This is a genomic window from Stenotrophomonas daejeonensis, assembly GCF_001431505.1.
Lineage (GTDB): Bacteria > Pseudomonadota > Gammaproteobacteria > Xanthomonadales > Xanthomonadaceae > Stenotrophomonas > Stenotrophomonas daejeonensis.
The window spans coordinates 38,485-56,951 of the sequence record NZ_LDJP01000070.1; the positions used below are offsets into that span (position 1 = coordinate 38,485).

Below are 18,467 nucleotides of genomic sequence, written 5' to 3' on the forward strand. Positions count from 1 at the left end.
CAAGCCCCGCATCTACGCCAGTGGCGAGGCAGTCCCTATGCAGGGCTGTCGACGAAAGCTGGGTGGTCGGCCCGTGGCCGGCCCAGGTGGTAGCCCTGCACCATGTCCACGCCCATCTCGCGCAGCATCTGCAGGGTCGCCTCGTTCTCGACGAATTCGGCCACGGTGAGCTTGCCCATGCCGCGCGCCACCTCGATGATGGCGCGCACGAACACCTGGTTGTCGCGCTCGTCCGGCAGGTTGCGGATGAACATGCCGTCGATCTTGAGCACGTCGGCCTGCAGGTTCTTGAGGTAGGCGAAGGACGAGAAGCCGGTGCCGAAGTCGTCCAGGCAGATCGGACAGCCGGTGTCGCGCAGGGCGGCGATGAAGCGCGCGGCGTCGCCCATGTCCGAGACCGCCGAGGTCTCGGTCAGTTCCACCAGCAGGCGGCGCGGCTCGACGTGGTGCTGCCGCAGCTGGCTGGCGATGTATTCCGGCAGCTCGGGGTCGTCGAAGGAGCGGCCGGAGATGTTGATGGCGATGGCCGGCAGTTGCGGGTGGGCGGCCAGCAGGCGGATGCTTTCGCGGATCACCCAGCGGTCGATCTCGAGGATCTTGCCGCTCTTCTCGGCCGGCTCGATGAATTGCGCGGGCATGACGAGCCGGTCGGGGCTGGCTTCGTCCACCATGCGGATCAGGGCTTCCAGGTGCGCCAGCCGGCCGTCGCCGGCATGGTGCACGCCCTGGAAGTGCAGGCGCAGCAGGTCGTGTTCCAGTGCCCGCGCGATGCGGTCGTTCCAGGCCAGGCGGGTGGCCATTTCCCGCGAGCTGTCGCGGTCGGGGCGGTACACGTTCCAGCGGTTCTTGCCCAGGTGCTTGGCCTGGTACATCGCCGCGTCGGCGTGGGCGACCAGGTCCTGGGCGTTGTCGGCGTGGCCGGGGCAGTGGGCGATGCCCAGGCTGGTGGTCAGGCGCACGGTCTGCTCGTGCAGGCACAGCGGGGTCTGCGCGATCCGCTGCACGATGCGTTCGGCCAGGTGGCGGGCGTCGTCCAGGCTGGCGTGCGGCATCAGCACGGCGAATTCGTCGCCGCCCAGCCGGAACAGGGTTTCGCCGGCGCGGACCAGCGTGCGGATCTCGACCGCCATGCGCCCGAGCACGCTGTCGCCGGCGCGGTGGCCGTAGGTGTCGTTGATGTACTTGAACTCGTCCAGGTCGAAGAACAGCAGGGCGACCTGGCTCGGCGTGCGCTCGGCATCGTGGAAGAAGCGGGCAAGCTCGTCCTCGAAACGGCGCCGGTTGTAGAGGTTGGTCAGCGGGTCGTGCTGGGCCAGGCGCACCAGCTGCTCGGCGGTGCGGCGCTCCTCGGTCACGTCCTCCTGTACCCACAGCCGGCCGATGTAGTGGCCCTGCGCGTCATGCACCGGGTAGGCGTTGTGCATGATGATGCGGTTGTCGTGCAGGCGGATTTCCAGCTGCCGGGAGGCGTCCGGCGAGGCGATGGCGTCTTCCAGTCGTTCCAGCACCGCCTGCGGGTCGACCATCTGTGCCCGCGCCGCTTCCAGCCCTTCGTGGGTGGTCTGGCCGATCAGCGTCCTGCTCGCAGGCAGTTTCCACATCGCCAGCATGGCGGCGTTGCAGTAGGTCACCCGGTTCTCGTTGTTGACGAACAGGATGCCCAGGTCCATCGCCCCGAGCAGCGCCAGCAGGCGCGCGCGCTCCTCTTCCAGCCGGGTCATGAACTGGCGGCGCTCGTCCACCTCGTTCTGCAGGGCCTGCGCATGGGCCGCCTGCAGGGAGCGCTGCTGCACCAGTTCGCCGACCATGTCATCGAACGCGCCGGCCAGGCGGCCCAGCTCGTCGTCGCCCTGCATGGCGATCGGCGTGGGCTCGCCGCCCTGGCCCAGTTCGTCGACCGCGCGGGTCAGGCGGTCCAGCGGCACCGCGAACAGCGAATGCACCCGCCGGCGCAGCAGCCACGTCGCTGGCAGCAGGCAGATGATGCCGAAGCCGGACAGGGCCAGCAGCCCCCACATCAGCAGGTGGTTCACCCGCGCCTGCGGCAGCAGGTAGACCTGGTACCAGCCCGGCCCGTGGATCTTCGACCAGGCCACCCACTGGCTGCCGTCGGGGGAGCGCCCGGCGCCGCTGTCGGCGCCGGATTGGCGGATCATCCGGTGCGCCTGCGCCAGCAGCGGGTCGTCGAGGGTGGACAGGCGCAACTGGCCGTCGGCGGCGGCGATGCGCTGGCGCAGGCGCGGGTGGGCGATCAGGTCGCCGCCGGCGCTCATGACCAGTTGCGTGCCCTGGTCCGCGTCGCCGCCATCGGCGCTCCGGTCGACCAGCGTCTGGATCGAGACGTCGTGCCCCAGCGTGCCGGCCCAGCGCCCCTGCCAGTCCAGCGGCTTGATCACCGACACCATCCACGTGTCGGCCTGTTCGTCCAGGTAGACCGGGGTCCAGAACAGCGTGCGCTGCGGGTTGCGGCGTGGGTCGGCGCCGAGCATCGTCGGGTAGCCGGTGTTGGTGGCGCTGGCGTCCGCGCCGCTGCCCCAGTCCACGCCGGGCGAATACACCATCAGCCCGTCCTCGACGAAATCCATGTAGACCGAGAAGAACGGCGGCGCCAGCGCCGGCCCCTGTTCGCGCAGCAGGTCGTAGGCGATGACCGCGCGCAGCCGCGCCGATTCGTCCAGCCCCTGCGCTGGCTGGTGCAGGTAGAGGGTGGGGGCGTGATCGGGGTCCACGTGCTCGGGGCGCAGCCGCCACAGGCCGTCGGCGTTGCGTGCGAACAGCGTGTCGAAGCGGGCGAGGGCGTCGGCGTGGTCGGCGGCTTCCAGCCGCCGCAGCAACTCGCGGTGCAGGCGCCGCACGCTTTGCTCGGCTTGCAGGAACAGCCCTTCGCTGGCCCGCGCGCGCAGTTCGACGGTGTGCTGCGCCACCAGCGGCACCACCTTGTCGGCGGCCATGCGCATGGCCAGGTAGCCGAGGGCGGAAAGCAGCAGGAGGAGGGTGAGGAACAGGCCCCAGATGCTCAGTGACAGCCGGTGGATCAGCGAAGCGCGGGGCCGTGGGTGCAGCACGTGGGGTTCCTTCGGGGGAATGGAATGCTGGACGACCGGAAGCGCATGAATACGCATTCATACTATGCTGCACGGGCAGCCGCAAGCATCCGAGAGCATTTGCGATTGACTTTGTGCCGCGCTGTATCCGCGCGACTTCACGCCCACTTCAAATTCGCCACAAACCCCGCTCACCGGCCGCGCCGAAGCTGCTCCCGTTTCCACACGAGGACGGGACATGAATTCCATGAAGCTGTTGTTGCGGTTCGCCATCGTCGGCGGGCTGGTGGTGTTGCTGCTGGTGCCGCTGCTGCTGATCCGCGGCACGATCAACGAGCGCGAGCGCTACCGCGACCAGGCCATCGAGCGGGTGGCGCAGAGCCGGGCCGGCGAGCAGTCGCTGGTGGGGCCGGTGCGGGTGCTGCCGTGGACGCAGCAGCGCGAGGTCGAGGTGGTCGACGCCGGCGGCCTGCGCAAGACCGAGCTGCAGACCGAGCGCGGCTACGAGCTGCAGATGCCCCGGCATCTGCGGGTACAGGGCGATATGCGCCCGGACGAGCGCCGCATCGGTCTGTTCCGGGTGCCGGTGTACAGCTGGCATGCGCGGGTGCAGGCCGAGTTCGACGACCTGCCCTATGCGGCGGTGCCCGGCCGCCACTACGAGCAGCCCTATCTGGCGCTGGGCATCGCCGACGTGCGCGGCCTGGTCGGCACGCCCAACCTGCGCGTGGATGGCCGCGCGCTGGCCCTGCAGGCCGGCTCCGGCGTGCTGGAGGCGAACAGCAAGGGCCTGCATGCGCCGCTGGCGCCGCAATTCGATGAGCGCGGCGGCACGTTGGCCGACGGCCGCAAGGTCGAGCTGGAATTCGTGCTCGACGGTACCCGCTCGCTGTCGGTGGTGCCGGTGGGCGACGACACCCGCGTGGCGCTGTCCTCGCCGTGGCCGCACCCGCTGTTCGGCGGCAGCTTCCTGCCCAACGAGCGCAGCATCGACGATGCCGGCTTCAAGGCCGAATGGGCGGTGTCCTCGCTGGCCTCGGCGGCGCAGGCGCAGTTGCGCCGGGACCTGGTGGCCGACGCGGTGGTCGAGTCGCTGCAGGTGGCGCTGGTCGACCCGGTCGATGTCTATACCCAGGCCGACCGCGCCAGCAAGTACGGCATCCTGTTCGTGCTGCTGACCTTCGTCGGCTTCGTGCTGTTCGAGCTGATCAAGCGCCTGAAGATCCACCCGCTGCAGTACCTGCTGGTGGGGCTGGCGCTGGCGATCTTCTTCCTGCTGCTGCTGAGCCTGTCCGAGCACGTCCCGTTCCTGTGGGCCTACCTGGCCTCGGCGGCCGCGTGCATCGGCCTGCAGGGCTTCTACCTGAGCGGCGCGCTGCACAGCTGGAAGCGCGGGCTGGGGTTCTCGGCGATGCTCACCCTGTTGTACGGCGTGCTCTACCTGCTGCTGGATTCGGAGAACAACGCGCTGCTGCTGGGCTCGCTGCTGCTGTTCGGCATCCTCGCGGCGATCATGTGGATCACCCGCAAGGTGGACTGGTACGACGTCGGCGGCAGCCTGCGATGAACCCCATGCGCCTGCGCATCAGGCTCCTGCGGCGGCTGCGGCAATGGCTGCCGCCGGGGCTGGCGGAAAAGGTGGCGCTGGCCGAGCCGGGCGCAGGCTGGCCCGGTTCGCCACTGGCGCGGCTGGCGCTGGGAGCGGGCGGCAGCGGCCGCCTGCGCCTGCGGCTGGAACATGGGGTCGCGGCGGCGATCCGCCGGCGGGGCATGGAGGGCCTGCCGGCCGCGCCGGACTGGGGCGGCTGGCAGTCGCTGGGCCGTCGCCGGCTGCACTTCAAGGCGGTTCGGCCGGAAGGGCGGCAGGTGTTGCTGCTGGATGCACTGCACGAATGCGTATGGCTGCTGTGGCGCGAACCACCACCGGTGCGGATGAACCGGAAATATTGAGTGCCGTTGAGCGCTTCTCCCCCGAGGGAACGGGGGAGAGCGTTGCACCGTAGGTCGGGGTTACATCCCCGACGGCTGCAGACTCGAAGCGTCGGGGGTGTAACCCCGACCTACGGCGCAGGCGGCCGCAACGAAAAACGGCACCTTCGCGGTGCCGTTCTTCATGAAGCCAGGCGCATCGATCAGAACTTCGGGTCGAACTCGGCGGCGTGGCCGGTGTTGACGATCACCTTCTGCAGCGCTTCGCAGACCTTCAGGTTGCCGGCGACGACCTGCTGGGCTTCCGGGCCCTTGTCGTCCATGCGTGCCAGCGTGGCGCCGCGGTAGTTGCAGACCTTGCCGCCGGCCTCGCGCACCAGCAGCACGCCGGCGGCGATGTCCCACGCCTTCACCCCGGCCTCGAAATAGGCGTCGGCGCGGCCGCAGGCGACGTAGGCCAGGTCCAGCGCGGCCGAGCCGGTGCGGCGGATGTCCTCGGCCTGCGCCAGCAGCGCCTCGACGGTCTTGAGCTGGCTGCCGGCCCGGGCGCGCTCGCGCGGGGCGAAGCCGGTGTGGATCGTCGTGCCTTCCAGGTCCTTGCGCTCGGCCACGCGGATGCGGCGGTCGTTCAGCACCGCGCCGTTGCCGCGCGAGGCGGTGAACAGCTCGTTGCGCAGCGGGTCGAAGATCACCGCGTCGGTCGGCTCGCCGTTCTCGACCAGGGCGATGGACACGCAGTAGTGCGGGAAGCCGCGCAGGTAGTTGCTGGTGCCGTCGAGCGGGTCGATCACCCACATCTGCCGGCCGCTGCCCTGCACGCCGCCTTCCTCGCCATAGATGCCGTAGTCGGGATAGGCGCGCTTGAGTTCCTTGACGATGACCTTCTCGGCATCGGCATCCACCTCGCTGGCGTAATCCATCCGGCCCTTCTGCACCACGTTCAGCGCTTCGAGCTTGTTGATGTTGCGCAACAGGACGTTGCCGGCGAGGCGTGCGGCCTTGACCATGACGGTGACGGCGGGTTTCTGCATGGCGGAAGGCTCCCGGGGAGGCGAAAGGATGGATTGGCGGGGGAAAAGAGCGGCGCCGGCGCGCTGGCCGGCCGCGCAGTTTACCATCTGCGGCTGTCCCGCTCCTGACTTTCGCCCGCCATGCCGTCCTCGCCGTCCCGCACCGCCCGCATCCGCTTCGTCCTCGTCGGTACCCAGCACCCGGGCAACATCGGCGCCGCGGCCCGGGCGATGAAGACGATGGGCCTGTCGCGGCTGGTGCTGGTGGCGCCGGAAAAGCCGCTGGACGAGGTGGCCTACCGCCGCTCGGCTGGCGCCGAGGACGTGCTCGGCGACGCCCCGGTGTTCGCCGCGCTGGCCGAGGCGGTGGCCGATTGCCGGCTGGTGCTGGGCTGCACGGCGCGCTCGCGCCGCGTGCAGCTGGAGGAGTTGCTGCCGGAGGTCGCCGGCCAGCGCGCCGTGGCCAGGGCCGCCGAACCGGCCGAGGTGGCCTTCGTGTTCGGCCGCGAGCGCACCGGCCTGAGCAACGACGAACTGCAGTTGTGCCACGCCGCCGTGCACATCCCGTCCAACCCGGAGTTCAGTTCCTTGAACCTCGCCGCGGCGGTGCAGGTGCTGGCCTACGAGGTGCGCATGGCCGGGCTGGAGGGCGTGGCGCCGGCACCGGCTGGGCCGGGCCACGGCGAGGCAGCGGCCAGCCATGCCCAGGTCGAGGGGCTGTTCGGGCAGCTGGGCGACACCCTCGAACAGATCGACTTCCACAAGGGCCGCGCGCCGGAATCGGCGATGCGCAAGCTGCGGCGCCTGTTCATGAAGGCCGAGCTGTCCGAGCAGGAGGTGCGGCTGCTGCGCGGCATCCTTTCCGACGCCCAGCGCATGGCGCGGCTGGCGACGGACGGGAAAAACTGAGAACTGCGTCATCCGGGGAAAATTTTCGGCTAGTCTTTGCGGACACTCTTGGGGAGTTGCCGGTTTGCACGTTTCACGATGGCTCCGGGGAGCCGTGTTGTTGTTGTCCGTCGCGTTGCCGGTGGTGGGGCTGGCGGCCGATCGTTCGGTACTGGTGCTGGGGCGCCTGAGCGACGATCCGAAGTCCCATTACGAACAATTGAAACCGTTGCTGGACTACGTGGTCCCGCGGATGCGCGACGTGGGGATCGTCGAGGGCCGCATCCTGATGGCCAAGGACCTGCAGCAGATGGCCAGCTACCTGCGCCGCGGCCGGGTGGACTGGGTCACCGAAACCTCCGGCACCGCGATGGCCCTGCGCCAGCGCAGCGGCGCCGAACCGCTGCTGCTGACCGAACGCAACGGCGTGGCGCGCTACCACAGCGTGTTCTTCGTCCGCCGCGACAGCCCGGTCAACACCCTGGAGGACCTGAAGGGGCGCACGCTGGCGATGCAGAGCGCGTGGTCCACCAGTTCCTACCTGGTGCCGGCGATGGAGCTGCTGGCCCGCGGCATCCGCCCGGAGATACTGCTGACGCCGCAGGACACGCCCACCGCCGACACCGTGGGCTACGTCTTCGCCCGTTCCGAACTGAACATCTCCACCTACGTGCACAAGCGCGTGGTCGATGCCGGCGTGATCAGCAACATCGACTGGCAGAACGAGCAGCGCATGCCGGCGGTGTTCCGCCGCGACATGCGGATCCTCTATGAAAGCGGGCAGGAAGTGCCGCGCGCGGTGGAAATGGTGCGCACCGGGCTCGACCCGGCGGTGCGCGCGCGGCTGCAGGAAGTGCTGCTGGAAGCCAGCCACGACCCGGTCGCCGGCCCGGCGCTGCACAAGTTCTTCGGCACCACCGCCTTCCACCGCATCGACCCGGCCAGCCAGCAGGCGCTGGAACGCCTGCGCGGCGGCCTGGCGCGGGTGCGCCTGGAGGTGGAATGAAACCGCTGCGCTTCGGGTTGCAGGCCCGTTTCCTGTGCGTGGCCGCCGCGGTGATGCTGGTGGTGGTGGCGATCGTCGCGGCGCTGCTGGCGGGGCAGGCGGCGACCCAGCGCGAGGTATTGCGCGCCAGCAATGGCGTGGTCGACCAGGTATTCGACCGCAGCGCCCGCGAGCAGGGCACCGCGCTGGCCACGTCGCTGGCCGATGCGCTGGTCAACCCACTGTATTTCTCCGACCTGGATGCGGTCGGCGCGCTGGTGCGCAGCACCGCCAGCCAGAACGCGGTCAGCTACGTGCTGGTGCACGACACCGAGGGCCGTCTGCTGCACGACGGCTCCATCGAGGTGGCCGGCTACGGCCGGCAGATGCAGGACCCGCTGGCGGCGGGGGCGGTGGCGGCCGATGCACTGAAGGTGCAGGAGTCGTCGATGGTGCTGGAGGTGGACGTGCCGATCCGCATCGGCGACCAGCGCATCGGCGGGCTGCGGGTCGGCATGGACCTGGTGCCGGTGCGCGCGCAGCAGGCCGAGACGATGGCGATGCTGGAGCGCGGCGCGAACAAGGCCAACCGCCGGCAGCTGCTGTGGCTGGGGCTGGTGATGCTGGCGCTGGTCGGGCTGGTCAGCCTGCTGGCGCTGTACGTGCAGCGCACGCTGGTGCGGCCGGTGCGCTGGCTGGGCGACGCCACCCGGCGCATCGAGGCCGGCGACTACCAGGTGCAGCCGCAGGCAACGCGCCGCCGCGACGAGATCGGCGAACTGCTGCGCAGCTTCGGGCGCATGGGCGAGAGCATCGCCCGGCACGACCGCGAAGTGCGGCAGATGGCCTACACCGACGCGCTGACCGGGCTGACCAACCGGCTGGCGTTCCGCGAGGCACTGGACCACGAACTGCTGGGCGCGCGCACCTCCGGCCGCGGGCTGGCGCTGCTGTTCATCGACATCGACGAGTTCAAGCGGGTCAACGACACCCTCGGCCACGAGGCCGGCGACGAGGCCCTGCTGCAGTTCGCCCAGCGCATCGCCGCGCTGGTCGAGCAGGATGGCGGCAGCGATGCGCTGCTGGCCCGCTTCGGCGGCGACGAGTTCGTCATCCTGATCGGCAGCGACGCCGGCCGGGTGGAGGGCGTGGCCACGGTGCTGGCCAAGCGGCTGGTGGACGAGCTGAGCCTGCCGCTGCAGGTGCAGGACCGCGAGATCTTCCTCGGCAGCTCGATCGGCATCACCCTGTTCCCGGAGGACGCCACCGACGCCACCGGCCTGCTGAAGAACGGCGACATCGCCATGTACCAGGCCAAGCTGGCCGGCAAGAACTGCTTCCGCTACTACAGCCGCGCGCTGGACAATGCGGTGGAGCGGCGCCTGCACATGGAGCAGGAACTGCGCGGGGCATGGGAGCGCGGCGAGCTGCGGCTGGTCTACCAGCCGATCTTCCGCACCCACGACCGCGTGCTGGTCGGGGTCGAGGTGCTGCTGCGCTGGCAGCATCCGGAGCTCGGCTCGGTGCCGCCGTCGATGTTCATCGACATCGCCGAGCAGAGCGGGTTGATCCAGGTGCTGGGGCCGAAGGTGCTGCGCGCGGCCTGCCTGCAGGCCCAGCAGTGGCCGCGCAACGCGCTGGACGAGGAGCTGTTCGTCTCGGTCAACGTGTCGCCGCGGCAGCTGCGCAGCGGCGACCTGGCCGCCGCGGTCGAGGACTGCCTGCGCGAGTCCGGGCTGGACGCCTCGCGCCTGCACCTGGAACTGACCGAAACCGCGGTGATCGGCGACGAGATGATGGCCGCCTCGCTGCTGGAGAAGCTGCACCGCACCGGGGTCAAGGTGTGGCTGGACGACTTCGGCACCGGCTTCTCCGGCCTGAGCCACCTGCGCCAGGTGCCGGTGGACGGGGTCAAGATCGACAAGAGCTTCGTCTCCGACCTGCAGCGCGACGCCGACGACCTGGCGCTGACCACGGCGATCATCGCGATGGCGCACGCGCTGGGAATCACGGTGGTGGCCGAGGGCATCGAGCAGCAGGCCCAGTTCGACCTGCTCAACCAGCGCGACTGCGACCTGGTGCAGGGCTACTGGCTGGCCAAGCCGCTGAGTTCGGACGAACTGGTCGGCCTGCTGCAACCGGCGCACCGGTAACGGCGCACCCGCCTGCGGCGGTTGCAGAAGCGCCGCAATCCGTAGGTCGGGGCTACGCCCCCGACGGCTTCATGCCCGATGTGCGGAGCGTCGGGGGCGTAGCCCCGACCTACGGCCTGACCGCACAATCCCGCTTCGACCGAGCCGTAGGTGCCGGGCAAGCCCCGCATCCACGGCGCATCGGTTTCTGCAACACCCCGGTGGGTGCCGACCGTTGGTCGGCACTATCGGCACGATTGCGGTAACACCCCGACGCCACGTGCCGACACCCGACCAACGGTCGGGTGCCACAGGGTTCACGATGCGGATGCCTGCAACGGGCGCTTGCCGGTGTCGCCGGCGACCTCACGCACCAGCTTCGGCACCAGGTAACCGGACAGCCGTGCCATCAGCTGCGCATGCAGCGCCAGTGCGCGTTCGTCGTCCACTTCAAAGTGGGCCACGCCCTGCACCCGGTCCAGCTGGTGCAGGTAGTAGGGCAGCACCCCGGCGGCGAAGCTGCGCTCGCTCAGCGCCGCCAGCGCCTCGATGTCGTCGTTGACCCCGCGCAGCAGCACCGCCTGGTTGAGCAGTTGCGCGCCGACGCCGCGCAGGCGGGCGAGGGCGGCATCGACGTGGGCGTCGAACTCGTTGGCGTGGTTGGCGTGGATCACGAACGCCAGCGGCCACGGCAGGCCGGCCAGCCATTGCAGCAGTTCGTCGTCCACCCGCTCCGGCAGCACCACCGGCAGGCGGCTGTGGATGCGCAGACGGCGGATGTGCGGGATGCCGGCCAGCGCGTCGGTCAGCTCGGCCAGCTTGGGCGTGGCCAGCGACAGCGGATCGCCGCCGGACAGGATCACCTCGTCGATCGTCGGATCGGCGGCGATGGCCGCCACCGCCTCCCGCCAGCCGCCCTTGGCGGCGTTCTCGCCGGCATAGTCGAAATGGCGGCGGAAGCAGTAGCGGCAGTTGATCGCGCAGCTGCCGGTGGCGACCAGCAGGGCGCGGCCGCGGTATTTCTGGATCACCCCGGTGCTCTTCTTCGCCGCGCCGTCGCCGACCGCGTCGAGGCTGAACCCGGGCGCCAGCCGCATCTCGGCATCCACCGGCAGCACCTGCCGCAGCAGCGGATCGGCCGGGTCGCCGTGGCGCATGCGGGCGACGAAGCCGCGCGGCACCCGCAGCGGGAACTGCGCCAGCGCCGCATCGGATACACCCAGGTCGGCGGCCTCCAGCCCCAGTGCGGCCAGCAGTTCGGCCGGGGCGCGCAGCGCCTGCCGCCACAGCGTCTGCCAGCGGGGGGCGGGCAGCGGGATGGGGCTTTGCTGTGGAGCGGGGGCGAGGGCTGCGGTTATCATGGGCGACCAGAAAAACAGATGCCCGCCTTCGATGGCGGGCGTTCCATTCTAATCCGGCCGCCCCGCGCGCGCCGGTTTTGCCACTTCTCAGGAGTTCCAGCATGGCCAGCTACGGCATGAACGACGTCAAGAACGGGATGAAGATCCTGGTCAACAACCAACCGGCGGTCATCATCGACACCGAGTACGTCAAGCCGGGCAAGGGCCAGGCCTTCACCCGCGTCAAGTACCGCCTGATCAAGGACGGCCGCACGCAGGAAGTGACCATGAAGTCCACCGATTCGGTCGACGCCGCCGACGTGGTCGATACCGACATGAACTACATGTACAGCGACGGCGAGTACTGGCACTTCATGGACCCGGAGACCTTCGAGCAGGTGCAGGCCGACAAGGCCGGCATGAACGGCGCCGAGAAGTGGCTCAAGGGCGAGGAATCCTGCGTGGTCACGCTGTGGAACGGTTCGCCGATCGACGTCACCCCGCCGAACTTCGTCGAGCTGAAGATCACCGAGACCGACCCGGGCGTGCGCGGCGACACCTCCGGCGGCGGCGGCAAGCCGGCCACGCTGGAAACCGGCGCGGTGGTGCGCGTGCCGCTGTTCGTCAACCAGGACGAAGTGATCCGCGTCGATACCCGCTCCGGCGAATACTCCGCGCGCGTCAAGTAAGCCGCACGATGCAGGCGCCGCCTCCTTCGCCGCGCAGCCACCGGCTGCCGGTGCCGGGGATGCGGCGCCTGTTCGCATCCGGCGGATGCATTCCCCTGTAGGAGCGACGCCAGTCGCGACCGGGGCATTACCGGTAAAGCCCATCGCGACTGGCGTCGCTCCTGCAAAAAAACGAAACTCGAAGGTGAACCGGCATGAGTGAACTCCAGCCAGAGCAGTGCGACCTCCTGATCGAAGCCGGCTACGTCGTCCCGGTCGAACCGCATGCGGTGGTGCTGGAAGACCATGCCGTGGCGGTCAACGGCGGCGTCATCGCCGCGGTGCTGCCGCGCGCCGAGGCGCGCGCGCGCTTCACGCCGAAGCAGGTGGTGTCGCGGCCGGAAGCGGCGCTGATCCCCGGCCTGGTCAACGCCCACACCCACAACCCGATGACCCTGCTGCGCGGCGTCGCCGACGACCTGCCGCTGATGACGTGGCTGCGCGAGCACATCTGGCCGGTGGAAGCGGCGGTGATCGGCCCGGAGTTCGTCGCCGACGGCACCACGCTGGCGATCGCCGAGATGCTGCGCGGCGGCACCACCTGCGCCAACGAGAACTACTTCTTCGCCGACGTGCAGGCCGCCGTCTACAAGAAGCACGGCTTCCGCGCGCTGGTCGGCGCGGTCATCATCGACTTCCCCAGCGCATGGGCGAAGAGCGACGACGAATACTTCGCCCGCGCCGGCGAGCTGCATGACCAGTGGCGTGGCGATGCGTTGATCGGCACCGCGTTCGCGCCGCACGCGCCATACACGGTCAACGACGCCAACTTCGAGCGGGTGCGGATGCTGTCCGACCAGCTCGATGTCCCGGTGCACCTGCACACCCACGAAACCGCGCAGGAAATCAGCGACTCGCTCAAGCTGCACGGCCAGCGCCCGCTGGCGCGGCTGGACCGCCTTGGGCTGGTCAACGACCGCCTGATCGCGGTGCACATGACCCAGCTCACCGAGGGCGAGATCCATCTGTGCGCCGAGCGCGGCGTGCACGTGGTGCATTGCCCCGAATCAAACCTGAAGCTGGCCTCGGGCTTCTGCCCGGCCTGCGCGCTGCTCCGTGCCGGCGTGAACCTGGCCATCGGTACCGACGGCTGCGCCAGCAACAACGACCTGGACATGTTCAGCGAGAACCGCACCGCGGCCATCCTCGCCAAGGCGGTGGCCAACGACGCCACCGCGCTGGACGCGGCGACCACGCTGCGCGCGGCCACGCTGGGCGGTGCGCGCGCGCTGGGTTTCGGCGACAAGATCGGTTCGATCGAAGTGGGCAAGCAGGCCGACCTGGCCTGCGTGGACCTGTCGGCGCTGGAAACCCAGCCGCTGCACCATGTGCTGTCGCAACTGGTCTACGCCGCCGGTCGCCACCAGGTCAGCGACGTGTGGATCGCCGGCCAGCCCAGGCTGGTGCAGCGCGAACTGGTCGGTATGGACGTGGCGGCGATCACCGCCAACGCACGCCAGTGGCGCGACCGTATCCGTTCCAGTCGCGCCTGACGCGGCGGTTCCAAGAGGATCCCGAAATGACTGCAACTTCGACGTCCAACAACTTCGATCAGGCCGAACTGGACAAGTTCGCCGCGCTGGCCAACCGCTGGTGGGACGCCGACGGCCCGCAGAAGCCGCTGCACGCGCTCAACCCGGTGCGGCTGCGCTATGTCGCCGAGCGCGCCGCGCTGCGCGGGGCGAAGGTGCTGGACATCGGCTGCGGCGGCGGTCTGCTCAGCGAGGCGCTGGCGAAAGAGGGCGCGCAGGTCACCGCCATCGACCTGGCGCCGGAACTGGTCAAGGTCGCGCGCCTGCACGGGCTGGAATCGGGTGTGCAGGTCGATTACCGGGTGCAGTCGGCCGAAGACCTGGCCGCCGACCAGCCCGGCGCATTCGACGTGGTCACCTGCATGGAAATGCTGGAACATGTGCCCGACCCGGGCGCGATCGTCGGCGCCTGCCAGCGCCTGCTCAAGCCCGGCGGCAAGCTGTTCCTGTCCACCATCAACCGCACCCCGGCCGCGTTCGCGGTGGCGGTGGTCGGCGCCGAATACATCGCCCGGCTGCTGCCCAGGGGCACGCACCATTACCAGGACTTCATCAAGCCGGCCGAACTGGGCGGCTGGCTGCGCGAGGCCGGGCTGCAACTGCAGGACGTCAGCGGCATGGCCTATGAACCGTGGCGCAACCGCGCGCGGCTGGGCCGCCGCACCGACATCAACTACTTGGCCTTCGCGGTCAAGCCGGAACAGGCATGACCGCAGCGTCGTTCCCGGCGGCGGTGCTGTTCGACCTGGACGGCACCCTGCTCGACAGCGCGCCGGATTTCGTCGTCACCCTAGACCAACTGCGGCAAGCGCGTGGCCTGCCTCCGGTGGCACCGACGCGCGTGCGCGAGGTGGTGTCGAAAGGTTCGCGGGCGATGCTGGGCGCTGCGTTCCCGCAGCTGGATGCCGCCGCGCGCGATGCGCTGGTGCCGGCGTTCCTCGACACCTACGAAGCGCTGATCGGCCAACATGCACGGCTGTTCGACGGCATCGCCGAGATGCTGCAGGCGCTGGAACAGGCCGGCAGCCGCTGGGGCATCGTCACCAACAAGCCCGAGTACCTGGCGCAGCTGATCCTGCCGCAACTGGGCTGGGAGCGGCGCTGCGCGGTGTTGATCGGCGGCGACACCCTGGCCGAGCGCAAGCCGCACCCGCTGCCGTTGCAGGTGGCCGCGCAGCGCATCGGTGTCGCCCCGGAAGCCTGCGTCTATGTCGGTGACGACGAGCGCGACATCCTGGCCGCGCGCGCGGCCGGCATGCCCTCGGTGGCGGCGTTGTGGGGCTATCGGCTGGAGGGCGACGACCCGCTGGCATGGCAGGCCGACCGCCTGTGCGAACAACCGCAACAACTCTGGCAGGCGGCCGCGTGGCCGGCGACGGCCTGAAGTCCCGACGATCCGAGGTATGACGTGAGCAGTGCGCTGGACAGCTTCCTGGGCAAATGGCAGCAACGCTGGCCGGAATGGGCGTTCGTGGAGCGCTTCGTCGCCGGGGCGGACCGGACCCGGGCGGTGGCGTGGTTCGCGCTGCTGCAGGAGTTCGACGACATGCTCAACATCAGCGGCGACCCGCTGCCGAGCAACGCCAAGCTCGGTTGGTGGGGCGAGGAACTGCGCAGTTGGGCCGGGCAGCGCTCGCGGCATCCGCTGGGGCGGGTGCTGGAGCCGGTACGGGCGCCGTGGATGCAACTGGCCGAGGCGTTGCCGGACTTGATCGAGGCGCGCGAGCCCGCAACCGACCCGGCGCAGGCGCGGCATGCGTTGCAAGGCTTCGCCGAGGCGGTGGCCGCGGTGGAAGCAGCGCTGTTCGATGCCCCGGTGCAGCCGCATGCCGCCGGTGCGGTGTTGACCCAGGTACTGGCGCAGCGGGTGCAGGAACTGGGCGCCGCGGTGGTGCCGGCTGGCGCGGGCGGCGAGCATGCATGGCAGCAGGCGCTGCTGGCGCAGTGGCCGGCGCGCGTGGCCGGGCCGCGCCCACGCCGGCTGCTGGCCGCGTTGGCGCGCGGCCGCCTGCAGGCCCGGTTGCGCGGTGGCGAGTACCGGCCGAGCCCGGCCGGGCTGCTGTGGCGCGCATGGTGGGCCGCGCGCGGCTGATCCGCGCATGACCCCGGCTGGCGCCATCACCCTTCGGAGCGGCTGGCGCCATCGCGATCCCGCGGGTAATGCCTGTCGAGCGGGAATGGCGGCAGCCACGCATCGCGGCGGATCGTCCACAGCTCGTAGGTCGGCCGCAACTGGTCGGGGGCATCCAGCGACCCGAGGTTCACCTCGATCTCGTCCCCGCTGCAGCCGAACACCGACGAGCCGCAGCGTGGGCAGAAGTGGCGCCCGGCGTAATCGCGGGCTTCTCCCTGCACCACCACCGCGTCGCGCGGGAATACCGCCGAGGCATGGAACAACGCGCCGTGGTGCTTGCGGCAGTCCATGCAGTGGCACAGGCCGACCCGGTAGGGGCGGCCGGAGGCCAGCAGCCGCACTTCGCCGCACAGGCAACCCCCGCTGAACCGTTCCATTCATGTCTCCTTGGCGGGCATGGCCCGCCATGCGTTCCGGGATCTTTATTGAATCAGGTGGCGTGGAGGAGGGTTGCTTTCGGCGTTCCGCGCCAGGCGGGAGATGCGGCGCGACCAATGATGAAGAACGCGCCGCCGCGCGCCTGTATGGCGAACGACGGGCTGTCGCCTTCCATTACTTTCCACGCTCCAGCACCAGCAGCGGATCGATCCGCACATCGAACCAGTTCATCCCCCAATGCAGGTGCGGCCCGGTCGCGCGCCCGGTGGCGCCGACCGCGGCGATCACCTGTCCTTGCTCGATGCGGTCGCCGACCTTCACGTCGATGCGCGACAGGTGCAGGAAGTTGGAGCTGATGCCGTAGCCGTGGTCGAGCACCACGGTGCCGCCGGTCAGGTACAGGTCCGGGTCGGCGAAGGTGACGACACCGGCGGCCGGTGCCTTCACCGGGGTGCCGGCCGGCACGGCGATGTCCATGCCCGAATGGCCGGCGCCGGGCTGGCCGTTGTAGACGCGGGCGTTGCCGAAGCGGCCGCTGATGCGGCCCTGCACCGGCCAGGCGAAGGTCTGGGTGAAATCGGTGCGGGCGTCGTCGCGCTGGCGCGCGGCGGTGACCCGCGCCTGTTCGCGGGCGATGCGCTCGGCGATCGCCGGCGGCGGGTTCACCGTCTTCGGCGGCACGCCGTCGACCCGCTCCAGTGGCCAGTCGCGGGCGGTGACGGCGATGGCCGCGGTTTCGCTGCTGCCGTCCGGGCGCCGTACCTGCACCTGCAACGGTCCCTTCTCGTCGCGGCCGATGCCGAACACCACGCTGCCGTAGCCGCTCACCCGCAGGTCGCGGCCGGCGTAATGCACCGTGCTGCCGGCCGGCACCTTGCCGATCACCATCGCCCCCTGCGAGGCACTGGCCGGGAACACGATGCGGTTGTCGATCAGTTCGCCGATGCCGTCCTGGGCGTGGCCGGGCAGGGCCGGGAGCAGGGGGGCCAGCAACACCCCGGCCAGCAACGCGCGGCGCATCAGCGGTCGAAGGTCAAGCGCCGGCCGGCCGGCTGGCCGACCAGTTCGCGGCCGTTCCATACCTGCTGGCCGTTGACCCAGGTGGAGGCGATGCGCGAGCGGAAGGTCATGCCTTCGAACGGCGACCACGCGCACTTGGACAGGATGTCCTCGCGCTTGACCGTGAACGGGATGTCCTCCACCAGCACCAGGTCGGCGAAACAGCCTTCGCGCAGGAAACCGCGCTGCTCCACGTCGAACAGCTGCGCCGGGGCGTGGGCGAACTTCTGCACCACCTGTTCGATGCGCAGCTTGCCTTCGTGCACCAGCTCCAGCGCGGCCACCAGCGCGTACTGCACCAGCGGCAGGCCCGAGGGCGCCTGCGGGTAGGGCTTCTGCTTCTCCTCCCAGGTGTGCGGGGCATGGTCGGTGGCCAGCACGTCGATCACGTCCTCGACCAGCGCGGCGGTCAGCGCCTGGCGGTCGCTGGCCTCCTTGATCGCCGGGTTGCACTTGATCAGGTTGCCCAGCCGCGCGTAATCACCGCGGTCGAAGCGCAGGAAGTGGATGCAGGTTTCGGCGGTGATCTGCTTGCGGCTGCCGTCGGCGCGGATCAGCGGGCCCTTCTCGAACAGCGCCAGCTCGTCGGCGGTGGAGATGTGCAGCACGTGCAGGCGGGTGCCGTGCTTCTTCGCCAGCGAGGTGGCCAGCAGCGAGGACTTCAGGCAGGCCTCGCGCGAGCGGATGTCCGGGTGCTGCTCGGCGCCGAGCGCGTCGCCGTATTTCTCGGCGAACGCTTTCGCGTTGGCGTCGATCATCGGCGTGTCTTCGCAGTGGGTGATGATCGGCGTCGGCGCATCGCGGAAGATCGCGTCCAGCGTTTCCGGGTTGTCCACCAGCATGTTGCCGGTGGAGGCGCCCATGAACACCTTGATGCCGGGCGCGGTCTTCGGGTCCAGCGTCTGGATGTGCTCCAGGTTGTCGTTGCTGGCGCCCATGTAGAAGCCGTAGTTGCCCCAGGCGCGGCCGGCGGCGGCGTCGTACTTGGCCTGCAGCGCCTGCGCGTTCAGGGTGGGCGGGTTGGTGTTGGGCATGTCCATGAAGCTGGTCAGGCCGCCGGCCACGGCCGCGGCCGATTCGGTGGCCACGTCGCCCTTGTGGGTCAGGCCCGGTTCGCGGAAGTGCACCTGGTCGTCGATCATCCCCGGCAGCAGCCAGCGCCCGGCGGCGTCCACCACCTCCTCGCCGGCGCGCGTGGCCAGCCCGTCGCCGATCTGCGCGATGCGGCCGTTCTCGATGCGCAGGTCGCCGTCGAAGGTGCGGCCTTCGTTGACCATGCGGGCATTGGTGATGAGCGTGGAGGACATG

At 69.9% G+C, this 18,467-nt stretch carries 16 protein-coding genes and 2 pseudogenes; 11 read left to right on the forward strand and 7 right to left on the reverse strand.

The window, feature by feature from the left end:
- Positions 1-35: 35 nt before the first annotated feature.
- Positions 36-3,065, reverse strand: coding sequence for a bifunctional diguanylate cyclase/phosphodiesterase (locus ABB34_RS11845; protein WP_057641537.1), 3,030 nt, complete (start codon positions 3,063-3,065; stop codon positions 36-38).
- A 217-nt stretch (positions 3,066-3,282) separates the two neighbouring features.
- Between ABB34_RS11845 and creD the strand changes: the two genes are divergently transcribed.
- Together creD and ABB34_RS11855 are read left to right on the forward strand one after the other, a co-directional pair.
- Positions 3,283-4,611, forward strand: coding sequence for a cell envelope integrity protein CreD (gene creD / locus ABB34_RS11850; protein WP_057641538.1), 1,329 nt, complete (start codon positions 3,283-3,285; stop codon positions 4,609-4,611).
- Positions 4,608-4,994: a hypothetical protein gene (locus ABB34_RS11855; protein ID WP_057641539.1), complete on the forward strand. Its 387-nt coding sequence runs from the start codon at positions 4,608-4,610 to the stop codon at positions 4,992-4,994. The genes creD and ABB34_RS11855 overlap by 4 nt, the downstream gene beginning before the upstream one ends.
- 182 nt (positions 4,995-5,176) lie before the next feature.
- Here the strand turns inward: ABB34_RS11855 and ABB34_RS11860 are convergent, their stop codons facing one another.
- On the reverse strand, positions 5,177-6,004 hold the full coding sequence (locus ABB34_RS11860) for an inositol monophosphatase family protein (RefSeq protein ID WP_057641540.1): 828 nt from the start codon (positions 6,002-6,004) through the stop codon (positions 5,177-5,179).
- 120 nt (positions 6,005-6,124) lie between these two features.
- Between ABB34_RS11860 and ABB34_RS11865 the strand changes: the two genes are divergently transcribed.
- From ABB34_RS11865 to ABB34_RS15855, 4 genes and pseudogenes are all read left to right on the forward strand, one after another.
- Positions 6,125-6,892, forward strand: coding sequence for an RNA methyltransferase (locus tag ABB34_RS11865; RefSeq protein ID WP_057641541.1), 768 nt, complete (start codon positions 6,125-6,127; stop codon positions 6,890-6,892).
- Between the two features lie 64 nt (positions 6,893-6,956).
- Positions 6,957-7,877 (forward strand): phosphate/phosphite/phosphonate ABC transporter substrate-binding protein, encoded by a 921-nt coding sequence (locus ABB34_RS11870; protein WP_057641542.1) that lies wholly within the window; start codon positions 6,957-6,959, stop codon positions 7,875-7,877.
- 53 nt (positions 7,878-7,930) lie between these two features.
- Positions 7,931-9,187: pseudogene (locus tag ABB34_RS15850) on the forward strand (diguanylate cyclase domain-containing protein); the annotation flags it as partial.
- 69 nt (positions 9,188-9,256) lie between these two features.
- A pseudogene (locus ABB34_RS15855) lies at positions 9,257-10,009 on the forward strand (putative bifunctional diguanylate cyclase/phosphodiesterase); the annotation flags it as partial.
- Positions 10,010-10,305: 296 nt separating this feature from the next.
- Here ABB34_RS15855 and epmB read toward each other — a convergent pair.
- Positions 10,306-11,349 carry an EF-P beta-lysylation protein EpmB gene (gene epmB / locus ABB34_RS11880; RefSeq protein ID WP_057641544.1) on the reverse strand — a complete coding sequence of 348 codons (1,044 nt, stop codon included), beginning with the start codon at positions 11,347-11,349 and terminating at the stop codon, positions 10,306-10,308.
- A gap of 101 nt (positions 11,350-11,450) precedes the next feature.
- Here epmB and efp point away from each other — a divergent pair, with 101 nt between their 5' ends.
- The 5 genes from efp (at position 11,451) to ABB34_RS11905 (ending at position 15,680) form a co-directional block, all read left to right on the forward strand.
- Positions 11,451-12,017: an elongation factor P gene (efp, locus tag ABB34_RS11885; RefSeq protein ID WP_057641545.1), complete on the forward strand. Its 567-nt coding sequence runs from the start codon at positions 11,451-11,453 to the stop codon at positions 12,015-12,017.
- Between the two features lie 194 nt (positions 12,018-12,211).
- Complete coding sequence (locus tag ABB34_RS11890; protein WP_057641546.1) at positions 12,212-13,549, forward strand: TRZ/ATZ family hydrolase; 1,338 nt, start codon at positions 12,212-12,214, stop codon at positions 13,547-13,549.
- Between the two features lie 26 nt (positions 13,550-13,575).
- Complete coding sequence (gene ubiG, locus ABB34_RS11895; RefSeq protein ID WP_057641547.1) at positions 13,576-14,298, forward strand: bifunctional 2-polyprenyl-6-hydroxyphenol methylase/3-demethylubiquinol 3-O-methyltransferase UbiG; 723 nt, start codon at positions 13,576-13,578, stop codon at positions 14,296-14,298.
- Complete coding sequence (locus ABB34_RS11900; protein WP_057641548.1) at positions 14,295-14,972, forward strand: phosphoglycolate phosphatase; 678 nt, start codon at positions 14,295-14,297, stop codon at positions 14,970-14,972. The genes ubiG and ABB34_RS11900 overlap by 4 nt, the downstream gene beginning before the upstream one ends.
- Positions 14,973-14,996: 24 nt before the next feature.
- The gene (locus ABB34_RS11905; protein WP_057641549.1) at positions 14,997-15,680 is read left to right on the forward strand and encodes a hypothetical protein; all 684 of its coding nucleotides are present in this window, start codon (positions 14,997-14,999) and stop codon (positions 15,678-15,680) included.
- A 26-nt stretch (positions 15,681-15,706) separates the two neighbouring features.
- On the opposite strand, the gene ABB34_RS11910 is transcribed toward ABB34_RS11905, so the two are convergent.
- The 4 genes from ABB34_RS11910 to ABB34_RS11920 are packed head-to-tail and all read right to left on the reverse strand — an operon-like array spanning position 15,707 to position 18,466.
- Positions 15,707-16,099, reverse strand: coding sequence for a GFA family protein (locus ABB34_RS11910; protein WP_057641550.1), 393 nt, complete (start codon positions 16,097-16,099; stop codon positions 15,707-15,709).
- A 53-nt stretch (positions 16,100-16,152) separates the two neighbouring features.
- Positions 16,153-16,275: a hypothetical protein gene (locus ABB34_RS15795; RefSeq protein WP_275452845.1), complete on the reverse strand. Its 123-nt coding sequence runs from the start codon at positions 16,273-16,275 to the stop codon at positions 16,153-16,155.
- Positions 16,275-17,120 carry a M23 family metallopeptidase gene (locus ABB34_RS11915; RefSeq protein ID WP_057641551.1) on the reverse strand — a complete coding sequence of 282 codons (846 nt, stop codon included), beginning with the start codon at positions 17,118-17,120 and terminating at the stop codon, positions 16,275-16,277. The genes ABB34_RS15795 and ABB34_RS11915 overlap by 1 nt, the downstream gene beginning before the upstream one ends.
- The gene (locus tag ABB34_RS11920) at positions 17,120-18,466 is read right to left on the reverse strand and encodes a dihydroorotase (protein ID WP_057641552.1); all 1,347 of its coding nucleotides are present in this window, start codon (positions 18,464-18,466) and stop codon (positions 17,120-17,122) included. Before ABB34_RS11920 ends, ABB34_RS11915 begins: the two co-directional genes overlap by 1 nt.
- Position 18,467: the final 1 nt, after the last annotated feature.